The sequence below is a fragment of the Pseudomonas benzenivorans genome, assembly GCF_024397895.1.
Taxonomy (GTDB): domain Bacteria; phylum Pseudomonadota; class Gammaproteobacteria; order Pseudomonadales; family Pseudomonadaceae; genus Aquipseudomonas; species Aquipseudomonas benzenivorans_A.
On the sequence record NZ_CP073346.1, the window covers coordinates 883,906 to 898,370 of the forward strand.

The 14,465-nt window shown below is 67.9% G+C and carries 16 protein-coding genes; 4 read left to right on the top strand and 12 right to left on the bottom strand.

Translation table 11 applies throughout. From position 1 onward, the window contains the following. Positions 1-224: 224 nt before the first annotated feature. On the bottom strand, positions 225-554 hold the full coding sequence (locus KDW96_RS04055; protein ID WP_255839145.1) for a rhodanese-like domain-containing protein: 330 nt from the start codon (positions 552-554) through the stop codon (positions 225-227). Positions 555-724: 170 nt separating this feature from the next. On the opposite strand from KDW96_RS04055, the gene KDW96_RS04060 reads away from it, so the two are divergent. The 3 genes from KDW96_RS04060 to KDW96_RS04070 all read left to right on the top strand — a co-directional run bounded on the left by KDW96_RS04060 (position 725) and on the right by KDW96_RS04070 (position 3,117). Then, positions 725-1,579, top strand: coding sequence for a sulfurtransferase (locus KDW96_RS04060; protein WP_255839146.1), 855 nt, complete (start codon positions 725-727; stop codon positions 1,577-1,579). Between the two features lie 252 nt (positions 1,580-1,831). Next, the gene (locus KDW96_RS04065; RefSeq protein WP_255839147.1) at positions 1,832-2,311 is read left to right on the top strand and encodes a hypothetical protein; all 480 of its coding nucleotides are present in this window, start codon (positions 1,832-1,834) and stop codon (positions 2,309-2,311) included. Positions 2,312-2,502: 191 nt separating this feature from the next. Next, positions 2,503-3,117, top strand: coding sequence for a helix-turn-helix transcriptional regulator (locus KDW96_RS04070; protein ID WP_255839148.1), 615 nt, complete (start codon positions 2,503-2,505; stop codon positions 3,115-3,117). 28 nt (positions 3,118-3,145) lie between these two features. Here KDW96_RS04070 and KDW96_RS04075 read toward each other — a convergent pair whose 3' ends face one another. The 7 genes from KDW96_RS04075 to KDW96_RS04105 form a co-directional block, all read right to left on the bottom strand. Continuing rightward, positions 3,146-4,936, bottom strand: coding sequence for a hybrid sensor histidine kinase/response regulator (locus KDW96_RS04075; RefSeq protein ID WP_255839149.1), 1,791 nt, complete (start codon positions 4,934-4,936; stop codon positions 3,146-3,148). A gap of 30 nt (positions 4,937-4,966) precedes the next feature. Next, complete coding sequence (locus KDW96_RS04080) at positions 4,967-6,037, bottom strand: lipase secretion chaperone (protein WP_255839150.1); 1,071 nt, start codon at positions 6,035-6,037, stop codon at positions 4,967-4,969. Between the two features lie 49 nt (positions 6,038-6,086). Further along, entirely contained in the window at positions 6,087-7,013 is a 927-nt protein-coding gene (locus KDW96_RS04085) for an esterase/lipase family protein (RefSeq protein ID WP_255839151.1), read from the bottom strand. A gap of 122 nt (positions 7,014-7,135) precedes the next feature. Beyond that, the gene (locus tag KDW96_RS04090; RefSeq protein WP_255839152.1) at positions 7,136-7,687 is read right to left on the bottom strand and encodes a glutathione peroxidase; all 552 of its coding nucleotides are present in this window, start codon (positions 7,685-7,687) and stop codon (positions 7,136-7,138) included. A gap of 100 nt (positions 7,688-7,787) precedes the next feature. Further along, positions 7,788-7,913, bottom strand: a complete 126-nt coding sequence (locus tag KDW96_RS04095; protein WP_255840626.1) for a hypothetical protein — start codon at positions 7,911-7,913, stop codon at positions 7,788-7,790. After that, positions 7,910-9,118, bottom strand: coding sequence for an MFS transporter (locus tag KDW96_RS04100; RefSeq protein WP_255839153.1), 1,209 nt, complete (start codon positions 9,116-9,118; stop codon positions 7,910-7,912). The genes KDW96_RS04095 and KDW96_RS04100 overlap by 4 nt, the downstream gene beginning before the upstream one ends. 491 nt (positions 9,119-9,609) lie before the next feature. After that, positions 9,610-10,002: a GFA family protein gene (locus KDW96_RS04105; RefSeq protein ID WP_255839154.1), complete on the bottom strand. Its 393-nt coding sequence runs from the start codon at positions 10,000-10,002 to the stop codon at positions 9,610-9,612. 502 nt (positions 10,003-10,504) lie between these two features. On the opposite strand from KDW96_RS04105, the gene KDW96_RS04110 reads away from it, so the two are divergent. Then, positions 10,505-11,434, top strand: coding sequence for a malate dehydrogenase (locus KDW96_RS04110; protein WP_255839155.1), 930 nt, complete (start codon positions 10,505-10,507; stop codon positions 11,432-11,434). A gap of 141 nt (positions 11,435-11,575) precedes the next feature. Here the strand turns inward: KDW96_RS04110 and KDW96_RS04115 are convergent, their stop codons facing one another. The 4 genes from KDW96_RS04115 to cobU are packed head-to-tail and all read right to left on the bottom strand — an operon-like array spanning position 11,576 to position 14,443. Further along, positions 11,576-12,301 (bottom strand): adenosylcobinamide-GDP ribazoletransferase, encoded by a 726-nt coding sequence (locus KDW96_RS04115; protein ID WP_255839156.1) that lies wholly within the window; start codon positions 12,299-12,301, stop codon positions 11,576-11,578. Beyond that, positions 12,298-12,873 (bottom strand): alpha-ribazole phosphatase family protein, encoded by a 576-nt coding sequence (gene cobC / locus KDW96_RS04120; protein WP_255839157.1) that lies wholly within the window; start codon positions 12,871-12,873, stop codon positions 12,298-12,300. Before cobC ends, KDW96_RS04115 begins: the two co-directional genes overlap by 4 nt. Continuing rightward, the gene (cobT, locus tag KDW96_RS04125) at positions 12,870-13,925 is read right to left on the bottom strand and encodes a nicotinate-nucleotide--dimethylbenzimidazole phosphoribosyltransferase (RefSeq protein ID WP_255839158.1); all 1,056 of its coding nucleotides are present in this window, start codon (positions 13,923-13,925) and stop codon (positions 12,870-12,872) included. Before cobT ends, cobC begins: the two co-directional genes overlap by 4 nt. Next, complete coding sequence (gene cobU, locus KDW96_RS04130; RefSeq protein ID WP_255839159.1) at positions 13,922-14,443, bottom strand: bifunctional adenosylcobinamide kinase/adenosylcobinamide-phosphate guanylyltransferase; 522 nt, start codon at positions 14,441-14,443, stop codon at positions 13,922-13,924. The genes cobT and cobU overlap by 4 nt, the downstream gene beginning before the upstream one ends. Between the last annotated feature and the right edge of the window lie 22 nt (positions 14,444-14,465).

Here is a 14,465-nt window from a genome sequence, read left to right on the forward strand (position 1 = left end):
TCAAACCCGCCTGGGCCCTGACCGCAGAGCTCAGGTTGGTCCTGAAGGGCCCCGTAGGGGTTGGTGGCGTTGACGTCCTGCCGACAGGCGCTGAAAGCCGACCAGCGCGGCCAGCAAGGTAGTGGCCGTCATCAGTTTCAAGCGATGCCCGGACGCCTCCGAAAGTATCAACAGGCGTCGTCCCCCAGCGGCAACAGAGGGCGACCGATGATGCAGCAGCGGGATCAATCGGCCAGCATCGCGGTCGAACCACCCTCGGCCTTCCACTGCTCGATGCCGCCGAGCAGATAGCGCGCACGCAAGCCCAGGCCAGCCAGCTGAACCGTGACACCCTGGCTGACCTCATGCCCGTGCACGCAATACACCACGACCTCACCCTGGGCCTGCAGCTGGCTGCCCCAGCTGGCAACCTCCTCGGGCAGGCGGCGCACGGCCCCGGGAATAACCGCGGGACTATCCAGGTAGGCCGGTTGCCGACGCACATCGCACAGCATCGGCGGCGTGGTCGATGCCAGCAAGGCCCGAAGCTGCGCGACTGTGATCGCTTCAGGCATGACACCCTCCTGACGCCCGGACTGCATCCGGGGTTTCGTTCAGATTCACCATCGCCTCACTCCGTTGTGCGTTTGCCCACCGCCCCTGCCAGCCTAGCCCACACCCTTGTCCTGCGCCGCCGGGCTGGGTTTATCATGCCTAGCCCCCACATGGACACAGGACGCCCACCATGCCCCTCGCCCAGCTGATGACCTCAGCGGCGCTCGCCGCCCGCCTGCAACAACCCGACCTGCTGATACTCGATTGCCGCTTCGCCCTCGATGACCCGCGCTATGGTCAGCGCAGCTTTGCCAGCGGCCACATTCCCGGCGCCCAGTTCGCCGATCTGGAGCAGGACCTTTCCGGGCCCGTGCAGACGGGTGTCACCGGCCGCCACCCGCTGCCGGCGCCGGACGCCCTGCTCGAGCGCCTGCGTCAATGGGGCCTGAACCAGAACAGCGAGGTGGTGCTGTACGACGACGGCCCCGGTGCCTTTGCCGCCCGCGCCTGGTGGCTGCTGGCCTGGCTGGGCAAGCGTGACGGCGTCTACCTGCTCGACGGCGGCCTCAAGGCCTGGCGCACCGCCGGCCAGGCCCTGAGCCAGGATCAGCCAAGCCGTCCCCGCGGCGATTTCAGCGGCGAGCCCGATGAGCACCTGGTGATCAGCGCCGAGCAGCTGCAGCAACGCCTCGGTCAGCCCCAGCTGACCCTGCTCGACGCCCGCGCCCTGCCGCGCTTTCGTGGCGATGTGGAGCCACTGGACCCGGTGGCCGGGCACATCCCGGGCGCCCAATGCGCGGCCTTCAACGACAACCTGGACGGCGACGGCCACTTTCTGCGGAGCGAACCGCTGCGCCAGCGCTTCGCCGCGCAGCTGGGCCCGCGACCGGCCAGCGAACTGGTGGCCTACTGCGGTTCCGGCGTCACCGCCTGCCACAACCTGTTTGCCCTGTGCCTCGCCGGCTACCCGCTGGCACCGCTCTACGCCGGTTCCTGGAGCGAATGGATCACCGATCCCGCGCGCCCCGTGGCGACTGGCGACTGAGCCCGCACGACCGCTCGGCGCAGCACGTTAGTAGCTCGGAAGCCTTCGCAGCAAACCAAAGCCCGCTAAGCACAAAGGGGAATATGGGTTATGACCGAAAGCTGAAAACAATTTAAAAACATATCTTTACGGCTCAAAGGTCGCACTAGACTTGAACATGAGCGGCTAACCCCGCTCCCGGTGGGGCCTTTATAGAACAAACAGAAGCTGCCATGCGCCCCGGCCCCACCGGACACTTTTCGCGAGGGCTCTATGGGTATCGCCGCCTGCGAGTTGCGCCAGCACGTCATTCGCCCCACCCTGCTCTACCTGGGGCGCCACTCAGACACCGCCGAAGCCCTGCTGCTGGGCGCCGCCGCCAGCCAGTCCGGCCTCGGCAGCGCCCTCGATGACCGTCGCGGCCACGGCCTGTATCGCATCGCCGAGCGCCGCCATCAGCGCCTGTGGGACCTGCACCTGGCCCGCGATCCGGACCTGGCCAGCCAGGTCCGTGGCCTGGCCAGCCAGCACGCCTTTCTCGCCGCCCCGCACCTGGAACTGACGGTCAACCTGCGCTATGCCACCGCCATCGCCTGGCTGCTGATCGAGGTGGAGCACATCGTGCTGCCGGCCGCCGATGACCTGCTCGGCCTGGCGCTCATCTGGCGCCAGGTGTTTCACCCCCACGGCCAGCCCGGCGCGTTCATATCGGCCTGGCAGCGCTGCGTCGGCAACCTCAGCCAGGTCGCCTGAGCGATTTCGCCTTCCATCCCGCCGCCTGCAGCGGTCGAACGCCACACAAGCAAGGGGCCTAGCGTTCCACCTATCGGAACAGCGCTCACGCTTTGGTCGCACAAGTGACCAAGCGCCTCTAATTTGACGACAGGTTTGCGTTACACTCGCCCGGCATCGACAACTACAAGAAAAAGCCGCGTGGGACTGCCATGACCACACTCTGCACTGCCTTGCCAGAACAACTGAACCTGTTGCTGGTGGACGACCACCGCATCTTCCTCGACGGCCTGAGCCTGGCCCTCACCCCGCTCTGCGCCGACCTGCGCGTGCAAGCCGCGCACAACGCCGCCGAGGCCGAAGACTGCCTGAGCCGGCAGGATTTCGACCTGATCCTGCTGGACCTGCGGCTGCCCGACCTGCCCGGCCTGGATCTGCTGCAGCGCTGGCAGCAGCAGGGACGCCTGACCCCGGTGGCCATCCTCAGCGCCAGCGACTCCAGCCTGGATGCCCAGGCCGCCCTGGCCGCCGGCGCCCTGGGCTTCATTCCGAAAAGCGCCAATGGCGACGACCTGCGCCAGGCCGTGACCCGCGTGCTGCTGGGCGAGACCTTGCCGTCGCCCGTGGCCGACAAACCCCAGCTCACGCCGCGACAGCAGGAGATTCTCCGTTTGCTGGCCGACGGTTTGCCGAACAAAGCCATCAGCCGCCAGCTGGGGGTCGCCGAGGACACCGTCAAGACGCACCTCAAAGCGCTGTTCCAGGAGCTCGAGGTGCATACCCGCACCGCCTGCGTCAGCGCGGCGCGCCAACGCGGCTGGCTCTGAGCGCTCAAGCAGCGCGCCGCCCTGGGCGCTAGATTTCCGGAGTTGCCAGCCGCGCTGCTGGCTCGTGCGCTGACGCCTGCGGCATTAGCACGGCCAGAGCCTGACGCAGCCGCGCCGGCAACAGGGGTTTGCCCAGCAGGGTGACATGGGCCGGCACGCAGCGCTCCTGCAACTCCGGACTGATGTCGGCGCTGATCAACAGCGCCGGCAGCATGCGACCGGCCGCCTCGCGCACGCGCTCGATGGCGCGCAGGCCATCCTCCACGGCGGCCAGGCGGTAATCGCTGATCAGCAGTTGCGGTTGCGCCTCATCCAGACAGCCGAGCGCCTCTTCCAGTCCGGCGCAGGCCCATACTTCGCACCCCCAGCGCTGCAGCAGCCCGCTCAGGGCCTCGCGTCCCGCGCCATCGTCCTCCAGCACCAGGATGCGTCCACGCAAGACCGCCGCGACCGCAGGCGGTGCTGACTGCTGCCCTGGGGCGGCCAGCGGCACCTGCACGCTGAAACGGGCCCCCTGCCCGGGGATGGAGTGCAGGCGCAACGGGTGCTCCAGCAGCGCGGTCAGCTGCTGCACGATGGCCAGCCCCAAGCCCAGGCCCTGCTCGGCATTGCGCCCGGGATTGTCCAGTTGGCGAAACTCCTCGAACACCTGGGCCTGTTCCTCCGGAGACAGACCGCGGCCGTCGTCGGCCACCTCCAGCAGCACTGAGCCGCCCTCCTCCCGAGCGGCGACCCAGACCCGCCGCGCCTGGGCATGGCGCAAGGCGTTGACCAGCAGGTTGCGCAGCACCCGCTCGAGCAGCAATGGATCGCTGCGCACCCAGAGCTCGGCGCAGCGCAATTGCAGGTCCACGCCCTGGGCCCTGGCCTCGTCTCGCGTTTCGCCCGCCAGACGCTCGAGCAGCGGGCGCAGGGCGAAGGCTTGCGGTTTGACCGGCACCCCGCCCGGCAGAGTCAGGCGGCTGTAATCCAGCAGTGACTGCAGCAGGCGGCTGAGCTGCTCCACCGAGACTGCCAGACGCCCACTGACCTGGCGAATCGCCGGTTCCTGGCTCTGCTCGAGCAGATGCTGGGCGTACAGGCCCATGGCGTTGAGCGGCTGGCGCAGGTCATGGCTGGCGGCGGCGAGCAGGCGCAGCTTACGCGCATCGTCGGCCACGGCGCGCTGCCGGGCCAGGTCGAGCAGACGCATGTTCAACCAGGCGCTGCGCTGGCCATGCTCCTGCAGATAGGCGCCACCACTGCCGAGCAAGTTGGCGCAGGTCAGAAACAGCCCCTGGAAGGCCAGCGTTGCCCCTGGCTCGGTCAACAACAATCCGAGCAACACATAGAGCAGGCAGAAGCCCCAGGCCGCCACACTGATGGCGCGAAACGACACCCCCAGCAGCACATAGCCGAACAGCAGGATTAGGAACAGTCCGTCGTAGGGCATGCTCTGCCCCAGGGCCTCGCTCAGGTAGATCAGGGCCACCACGCAGGCGGCGTTGAGGGCATAGGCGCCGGTATAGGCGAGTTGAGTGCCGAACAAGGGGCTTTGCGCGCGGGCGCAGTAGGAGCAGGCCAGCAGGACGCCGCCAATCCCCAGCAGGCGCAGCGGTACGATCGACAGGCTGACGTGCGGCGGCAGCAGGGCCAGGTCCAGGCCCACATAGATCAGCTGGAAGGCAATCGCGACGCCGCCGATCAGCCACAGGCGCCGGCGAATGCGCTGCACCCGGTGCTCGATGAAGCCCTGTTCCAGCGCCGCCATGAAGCGCAAGCGGTTGTGGCCGCGGCGCTGTTGCGCCAGCAGCAGGCGTTCCTCCTCCTGCAGATTCACAGGCAGCACCTTCGGCCTGCTGGCCTGAATTCAAGGTTGAGAGCCGGCGCCTTCCTGCTCTTTGGCGGCAATCGCGTCATAGGTATCCACCCGGTGCAGTTCTGCTGCGCTGAACAGGCGCTGGCGCAAGCGCTGCTGCTCCTGTTGCCGATCCGCCGAACTCAGGCCGCTGTCCTGTAGGCCCGCCAGTTCCTGGCGATAGGCCCCGTAGCGCTGCCGCCAGGCGCGATCGTTGCGTTGTTCGGTGAGCACCCGCTCGACCGTGGGCGGATCATAGGCCAAGGCGAGCGACTGGCGCACCTGTTCCTCGCTGGCACCCTCGCGCCACAGCCGATCGCTCTCGGCCTGCTGGGCCAACGCCTGCTGCTGCCGTTCCTCGCTGGCGCGCAACGCTTCGGGCAGCTGGCTGCGCAAGCGTTCCTGGGCCTGGGCCTTGGCCTGATCGCCCAGGTCGTCGCGCGCGAGCAGCGCCAGGTTGTCCAGGGTATAGCGGGCATAGGCCTCTTCAGCGCCGAACAGGGCTTCCACCGCTGCGCTGGAAAAATGCGCACGGCGCAGTTGCGCAAGGCTATCAAACGCCTGCTGCAGGGTCGCCAACTGGGCCTGCGGTTGACTCTGCTGTTGCGCGCTCAGGGGCTGCTGCATCAAGGCCAGGCTGGCGCGTTTGTAGTCCAGGTAGTCGCCCAGCAACCCGATCAGCTGACCCAGTGCCGGCTCCTGCAAGCGGCTGCCGGCATCGGCCAGCAGCGCCTCCACCGAGCGGTCCAGCCCCACCTGGTCGACGGCACTGAGGAAATAATCGAAGTAGTCGCGCACCCCCAACCCCAACTGCAGGTTGCCGGCGCGGTCGGTCTTCAGCTCACCATCGACCTCGGTGTCGGCCATGCCCGGCACCAGCGGCTGCGCCTGTGCTGGCAGCGGCTGCACAGCCACGGGCGCTGGCAGCGCGACGGCAGCAGGCGCCGCCACGGCGCTGCGCTCGGCCATGGGCGCGACCGGCGGCGACGCAGGAATGGCCGGCCATTGCCAATACAGCACCAGCCCGGCAAGCGCGAGCATCAGGAGGACCAGCGGAGCGATATAACGCACAGGCAGCGGCATGGAAACTCCGGATGCGGGCGGTCGAGGCCGCCCGCGATGGTTTGCTGGATCAGATGCCCTTGTTCTTCAGGCGGTTGGCGTGCTGGCGGTACAGCGACACCGGCTCCGTCCAGCCGCGAATACCGAACAGATGGTTGATCGCATCGACGTGGTTCATGCTGTAGCTGTCGCCAAGCACCTGGCCCAGGTAGGTGGAGCAGACGCCGACCAGGCCGTCGTTCTTCTCGCTGCCGAACACCAGGCCGGTGATGGCCAGGAATGGGTCGACCACGTCGAGGACGTTGGTGTAGCTGGTGTTGCCAGTCCAGGAGTAGTAACGGATGTTGTTGCCGCGCACGTTGTGCACTTCGGTCGACTTGGCGCAGTAGCTGGCGTTGTTCACGCCCCAGGGGTGGCGGCCGTTGAGGGCGGCGGTGCCCGGCGTGGTCAGGGTGCCGAGCGCGGCCACGCCGTTCTGCGGATTGCTGCTACCGGACAACAGGTTGATCACCGTGCCGAGCGCCACGGCGATGGCATTGGCACCGCCTTCGATGAGGCCGTTCGCCGGGATTACCCCACGGATCACGTCGGCAACCTTGGAGCCCTTGTTGACGCCGTTGATCGAGGTTACCGAGGCCACCAGGTCGGGACGCAGCGAGGCGGCCACACGGGAGGTCGGCGAACCCTGGCTGTGGCCCATCAGGTTGACCTTGCCGCCATTGGCCGTGGCCCACGGCACGATCTGCCGGGCCAGTTCGGCGCCGCGCTGCTCGCTGTCGTTGAGCGCCGCGACACTGGCGACATAGACCTTGGCGCCGTCGCGCTCGAGGTTCCAGGGAATGGTGTGGAAGTAATTGATAAGACCGCCGATGGTGTCGAAACCAGTGACGCCGTGCACCAGCACGATCGGGTACTTGGTCTTGGTGTAGTTGGCCTGGGCCTCGACGGCTCCGGCCAGGGCCAGTGCGGCCAGGGTAGTAGTGATGGCGCGACGCATGGGTGCCTCCTTTATTTTTCTTGTGGGCATGCCGGGGGACTGCGTCCGGCGTCACGAGAGTCTATGAAGGAGAGGAACCGCGCCCCATCGCCCAGATGGGTGAGAAACGGCTCGGCGAAACTTCAAGGGCTGGAGGCGATGGCCTTCTCGACCGCGGCGATGAGTGCGGGATCATCGGGCTCGGTCTCGCTGGAGAAGCGGGCGAGCACCCTGCCCCGGCGATCGACCACGTACTTGGTAAAGTTCCAGCGCGGCTCGCGGCTCTGCACGGCCAGCTCCCTGAACAACGCAACGGCGCGCTCGCCCGTGACCGGCTGGGTTTCGCTCATGCTGAAGGTTACGCCGTAATTCACGTAACAAACCTTGGCGGTTTCCTGGGCGTCATCGGCTTCCTGGCGGAAGTCGTCCGACGGTACGCCGAGCACCTCGAAGCCCTGCCCCTTGAAGCGCTGGTACAGCGCCTCGAGGCCCTTGAATTGTGGCGTGAAGCCGCAGTAGCTGGCGGTATTGACGACCAGCAGCGGCTTGCCGGCGAACTGCCCGCACAGATCGATGCTGTCCTTGCTGCGCAATTTCGGCAGCTCGCCCTGCAGCAGGGCAGGACACTGCTCGGCCAGCACGGGCGAAGCCAGGGTGCCGGGCATCAGCACGATGACAAGGGGACGCAGCAGCATGATCGTGGCCTCGAACCCAGATGGGGCGTTTAGGAACGCTACGCCCCAGGGCGGGTTCCGGCAACCGATTGCGCATCGCCCATTGCCGCGGGCCGGCGACTCAGCAGATGCCCACGCCCAGCTGCAGGAACGCCAGGCCGCCCTGATGCCAGCCCCACCAGATCAGCGCCAGCAGACCGCCGCCGAGCAGGGCCAGGCCGCCGCCGAGCCAGAGTCGCATGCTCACGCACCAACTCCGGCGCCCTGCAGGCGCGCCACCGGTTGCTCACGCACCGGCCAGTTCAGCGCCGCGGCCATCAGGCTGAGCCCAATGGAAATCTGCCAGACCAGGTCGTAGCTGCCGGTCTGGTCGTACAGGTAGCCACCCAGCCAGCCGCCGAGGAAGGCGCCGAGCTGGTGGAAGAGGAAGACGATGCCGCCGAGCATCGACAGGTTGCGCACGCCGAACAGGGTCGCCACCGTGCCATTGGTCAGCGGCACCGTGGACAACCACAGCAGACCCATGGCGATGCCAAAGGCGTAGGCGCTCCACACCGTCAGAGGCACCATGATGAACACGGCGATCACCACACCCCGCGCCAGATACAGGGCGCTGAGCAGCCGCGGCTTGGCCATGCGCCCGCCCAGCCATCCGGCGATGTAGGTGCCGAATACGTTGAACAGGCCGACCAGGGCCAGCACCGTGGTGCCGACCAGCGCCGGCAGATGCTGATCCACCAGGTAGGCCGGCAGGTGCACGCCGATGAACACCACCTGGAAGCCGCAGACGAAAAAGCCCAGGGACAGCAGCCAGAAGCCCGAGTGCCCGGCGGCCTCGCGCAAGGCGTCGGCCAGACTCTGGTCGTGGCCCGCGCTGGGCGGCGGGTTGTCCTTGATCATCGCCGCCAAGGGCAGGATCAAGGCCACCAGCAGGCCCAGGGCGAGCAACGCCGCCGACCAGCCCAGCCAGCTGATCAGGCCCAGACTGCCGGGCAGCATGGCGAACTGGCCGAAGGAGCCTGCCGCCGCGGCGACGCCCATGGCCATGCTGCGCTTCTCCACCGGCACGGCGCGCCCCACCACCCCGAGCAGCACCGAGAAGGAGGTGCCGGACAGGCCGATACCGATCAGCAGGCCGGCGCTCAGGGACAACGTCCAGGCCGAGTCTGCCAGGCCCATCAGCCCCAGGCCGAGGGCGTAGAGCACGCCACAGACCACGATGGTGCGCTGGGCGCCGAAGCGGTCGGCCAGCGCACCGGTGAACGGCTGGGTCAGACCCCAGATCAGGTTCTGCAAGGCGATGGCGAAGGCGAACACCTCACGGCCCCAGCCAAACTCGGCGCTCATGGGCGCCAGGAACAGGCCGAAGCCGTGACGAATACCCAGTGACAACGCGAGGATCAGGGATGCCCCCAACAGAACCCAGCCACTGGTGCGCCAAACCGAAGTCATAAAAACAGTCCTTGCCGAGTCGCGACCCGGGTTATCGAGAAAATACCAGCCACGCCCGTGCAACGGCTCGAGCGGCTCCATCAGCAGCAATCTACGCGCCACAACACCAGGCTTGGCCCGGCGGGTGACGCCAGCCAGTGCCTGCCAGTCGAGCCTACGCACCGAGCATGATGGGCGACATCGCGGCATAGGGCTATAAGCGCATCGTCGTAGCGCGCTCCCGCCGCAACTGGCAGGGCGCAACCGAGCGGGGTGGCGAGGGCGTGACAGCGTGGCGACAGGTATACACCTCGATGCGCCTAGGCGGCAGCTACAGTTGCCGGACAATGTCACGCTACAGCTGGGCTCGGGGCAGGCAGGGAGTGCCACCGGGGCATCCGCCTTGGCGGCCAGGCAGCCCGGGCAAGGGGGGCAAACGCTTCGCGCTGGTCCTCGGGGTGGCCACCCACCCGGCGCAAACCGTATCGACGCCCTCGCCGCGCTCGTGCCCCCTACTCCTCGAAACGTCCCGTAGGGTCCCGATCGCGCTCGTATCGTCTGGCGAGCGGAAACGCTGGCAACCAGGATTCGCGCCGGATGACCCAGCTTTCGTAGGTCGGCATCAGCTGGTCAGGGGCATCCAGGGACCCCAGGTTCACTTCGATTTCATCTGCGGTGCGGGCAAACACGGACGAACCGCAACGGGGACAGAAAAACCGCCCGGCGTAGTCGCGTGTCTCGCCATCGATGGTCACCGCCTCCTGGGGGAACACTGCGGACGCGTGAAACAGGGCCCCGTGGTGCTTGCGGCAGTCGAGGCAGTGACAAAGACCGACCCGATAGGGGCGCCCCGACGCCACGATGCGCACGTTGCCGCACAGGCAGCCACCCGTGAATCGCTCCATGCTGCGCCTCCTCTAAAATTGGGGCGGTCGGAGTATCTACGACACCCCCATAGAAAACGTCCGCCTGTTCGAGGGCAGGCGCCGTTGCCTCGCCTTGCACGACGCGACGCGACAAGGCCCGCGCCTCTCGCCGATGGCTAGCGCAAGGCAGGTCTTCCCGAGCGAGCCCCCGACGCACGTCCCCAGATGCTTGTGAAAAGAGTAGCTGGCCGGCTGCAGAGAGCCGCCTGCGGTCGCGCGTGACGGGCGGAGCGGTCCTGCACCATCACTGGCAACAGGCGAAACCCGGCCAATCGGGGGACATTAGAGTTGGAAAAACAGATCAGTCCCCTTTTCGGGCTCTGACTTGCCCAGCAAAAGTCGGCAGGGGACGCCCAGGGGCCAGGACTGCCCATTGGCGACGGCTTCGGCCACCTTCGGGTGGCCTTTTCCCATTAACGGGCAATACTTTTCTTTATAGGTGGGCGTGATGCCGGTGGCGCGCGCCGCCGGGAGGTGTGAGATGAACAAGCTATCAATTGTGGGTGTCGGCATGGTGGGCGAGGCGGCGGCCCAGATCATCGCCCGGGAAGAGTTCTGTCGTGAGTTGGTGTTGATTGATGTGCAGGGTGAGTTGGCAAAGGGCAAGGCGCTAGACGTCTGGCAGGCGGCAGTCGAGTCAGGTTCTGATACCCGGGTTTACGGCGGCTCCAATGCCGAACTGCTGCAGGGATCTGACCTGGTGGTGATCACGGCGGGCGTGCCCCGCAAGCCTGGTCAGTCGCGTCAGGATGTGCTGAGTATCAACCTGCCGATTCTCGACGGCATCATGCTGGATATTAAGCGTCATGCTCCGGCGGCGACGGTGTTGGTGGTGTCGAACCCGGTCGACGTGCTGACCTATCGGGCTTGGTCTCTCAGTGGGCAGGGACGCGGCAAGGTATTCGGCCAGGCGGGGGTGCTGGATACAGCGCGCATGAAGTGTTTCATTGCCGAGGCGACGGGGTTTTCGGCTCGGGATATCACGGCGCTGGTGCTGGGCGGGCATGGCGATAGCATGGTGCCGCTGATGCGCTATTGTGCGGTCGGTTCGGTGCCGCTGTCTCACTTCCTGTCCAGTCAGCAGATAGAGCAAATTGTGCAGCGCACGCGTCAGGGTGGCGGCGAGATTCTCGGCTTGAAGAAACTGGGGAGCGCCTGCGATGCGCCGGGCGTGGCCATTGCACAGATGGTGGATGCTATCGCCAACGGGCGAAACCGCATTTTGCCGGCGGTCGCGATTCTCGAGGGCGAGTATGGGCGAACAGGTATCGCCATGGGTGTGCCCTGTGTGCTGGCAGAGGAGGGGCTTGCGCGGGTGATCGAGTTGTCTCTGGATGCGCAGGAGCAGGCGATGTTCGACCGCTCCGCCGATCAGGTGGTGCGTGATATTGCTGAAATGAATGCTTTGTGAGCGGTGGCATATGAGGTTTTTTGGGGCGCAAGGCGTATGAGCATGGTGGCTGCTTTTGCCAGACCGCTGCCAATTTCGCCCATCGCCTCGGATTGAAACCCGCCACCTCTACTCCGCCTCCATCAGGACGCCGCCCCGGACTCAAAGCGCCAGGGCCACCAGTACCGCGCACTCCACCAGCTCCAGCATGGCCCCCGCCGTATCGCCGGTGGTGCCGCCGAGGCGCCGCAGCATGGCCCCACGCAGGTAGAGGAACAGCAGCCCGGCCACCAGCACGGCCAGCAGCGCCGGCCAGCCGAGCAGCAGCAGCGCCGCCAGGTGCCCGGCCAGCACCCAGGGCAGTGGCCTGCGTGGCAGGTGCTCGACCAGCGCCTGGCCCAGGCCGCCAGCTCGCACGTAGGGCGTGCTCAGCAGCAGCAACGGCAACAGCCCGCGCGCCAGCCAGGGCACCAGCAGCAGCTGCCAGCCCTCGCCCGCCTGCAGCAAAGCCACCAGGGCGACGAACTTGAGCAACAGCAGCAGCACCAGGACGACCACCGCCATCGGCCCGCTGCGCGGGTCCTGCATGATGCTCAGGGTGCGTTCACGGTCGCCCATGCCGCCGATCCAGGCATCGGCACTGTCGGCCAGGCCGTCCAGGTGCAGGCCACCGGACAGGCCGACCCAGAGCGTCAGCAACAGCGCCGCCTGGAGCAGGGCCGGAGCATCGCCGAGCAGAGGCTGGACCAGCAGCAGCAGCAGGCCGATCAGCGCGCCGACCAGCGGGTAGCAGAGCAGCGAACGGCCGACCTGCGCGGGCGTCGGCATGGCCGCCAGGCTGACCGGCAGGCGGGTGAGGAACTGCAGGGCGATCAGCAGGGAGGTCATGGCAGCTCCCGCAGGCGGCCGTCTGCCTGGCATTCCAGGCGATGGCGCCGGGCATGGCCGACGCTCACCTGCAGCAGGCTGGCGCGGGGCAGCCCGCGGGCCCTGGCCAGCAGCAGGCGCATTACCCCGCCATGGGTCACCAGCAGCAGGCGCTCGCCGACGTGGCGCGCCTGCAGGCGCTGCACTGCCGCCAGCACCCGCGCCTCGAAATCCACCAGCGGCTCGCCACCGGGCGGGGTGAAGGCGTAGGGGTCGGCCCAGAAGCGCCCCAGCGCCTCGGCGTCGGTCTCCATCAGCTCCGCGGCGCTGCGCCCTTCCCAGGCGCCGAAGTGCAACTCCTGCAGGCCCGGCTCCAGGCTCAAAGGCAGGCGACGCTGCGCCGCCAGCTCCTCGGCGAAACGGGCGCAGCGCTGCAGCGGCGAGCTGACCAGGCGATCCCAGGGGCCGGCGTTCACCACGGCGGCGCGCAGCTGGGCCCAGCCCGCGGTCGTCAGCGCGTCGTCCAGGCTGCCGCGCAGGCCGCCGCCCTGCTCGGTCTCCCCGTGGCGCAGGAGTTCCAGAGAGAGCGTCATGGCGCTCGCGGCGCCACCGCCGCCTCGGCGAAGGTGGCCATCTCGTCGTGCAGGCGGCAGGCCAGTTGCAGCAATGGCACGGCCAGGGCGGCGCCGCTGCCCTCGCCCAGGCGCAGGCCCAGGTGCAGCAGCGGCGCGGCCTCCAGGGCCTCCAGTACGCGGCGATGCCCCGGCTCGGCGCCACAGTGGGCGAACAGCAGCCAGTCTCGGCAGCCGGGATTCAGGCGTGCCGCCAGCATAGCGGCGACGCTGCAGATAAAGCCGTCGACCAATGCCGGCACGCCGCGCTGGGCGCACGCCAGGTAGGCGCCGGCCAGGGCGGCGATCTCGAAGCCGCCGAGGCGTTGCAGGGTCTCGAGCGGGCCGCGCAGCGCCGGACCATGCAGGGCCAGTGCCGCCTCGATCACCCGCGCCTTGCGCGCCACACCGTCGCCGTCCAGGCCGGTGCCCGGCCCCACCAGCTCGGCTGCCGGGCAGTCCAGCAGCCAGCAGGCCAGGGCCGTGGCGGCGCTGGTGTTGCCGATGCCCATCTCGCCGCCGATAAACAGCTCACTGCCGGCCTGCTCGGCGCGCAACAGGCTGTCGCGTCCGGCCTGTAAAGCCAGCAACGTCTGCTCGACGCTCATCGCCGGGCCGTTGAGAAAGTTCTGCGTGCCGGGCCCCAGACGCAGCTGGCGTACCCCTGGCAGGGCCGCGCCCGGCACGGCGGTCCCCAGGTCGAGCACTTCCAGGGTCGCCCGCAGCTGCCTGGCCAGCACGCTGATCGCCGCGCCACCGCCGACGAAGTTGGCCAGCATCTGCCCGGTGACGGCCTGCGGGTAGGCCGAAACCCCCTCCTCCACCACGCCATGGTCGCCGGCGAAGATACTGATCCATATCCGCTCGACGCGCGGCCGCTCACGGCCTTGCAAAGCGGCCAGCTGAATCGCCAGCGGCTCGAGCTGGCCAAGTGAACCGCTCGGCTTGGTCAGCTGTTGCTGGCGCGCCTCAGCATTGGCCTGCATCGGCTGGTCCAGCGGCTTGGCAGCGGTTTGCCACCACTGCGCCGTCATAGCCTTTCCCCCTTGAGCACCATCGGCAGACCAGCCACGGTGAAGGTCACCCGCTGACACCGCTGCGCCAGGGTCTGGTGCAGCCAGCCGGCTTCGTCGACATAGCGGCGGGTCAGCTCGCCCAGGGGCACCACCCCCAGCCCGGTCTCGTTGCTGACCAGGATGATGCGCCCCGGCAGCACGCTCAGCGCCTCCAGCAGGGCGTCACGCTCGGCCCGCAGGCGCGCCGGATCGTCCAGCATCAGCAGGTTGCTCAACCACAGGGTCAGGCAGTCGACCAGCAGGCAGTGTCCCTCAGCCGCCTGCTCGCGCAGCACCCGGGCCAGCTCGACGGGCTCTTCGACCAGGCCCCAGTGCGCCGGCCGCCGCGCTTGGTGTTCGCGAATGCGCGCGCGCATCTCGCCGTCCAGCGCCTGACTGGTGGCGATATAGGTCACCGCCAGGCCCGATTCGGCGGTCAGCTTCTCGGCCAGGCGGCTCTTGCCGGAACGGGCGCCGCCGAGGATCAGTTCGATCATTGCCTCTCCCTTGGGTGCGCGC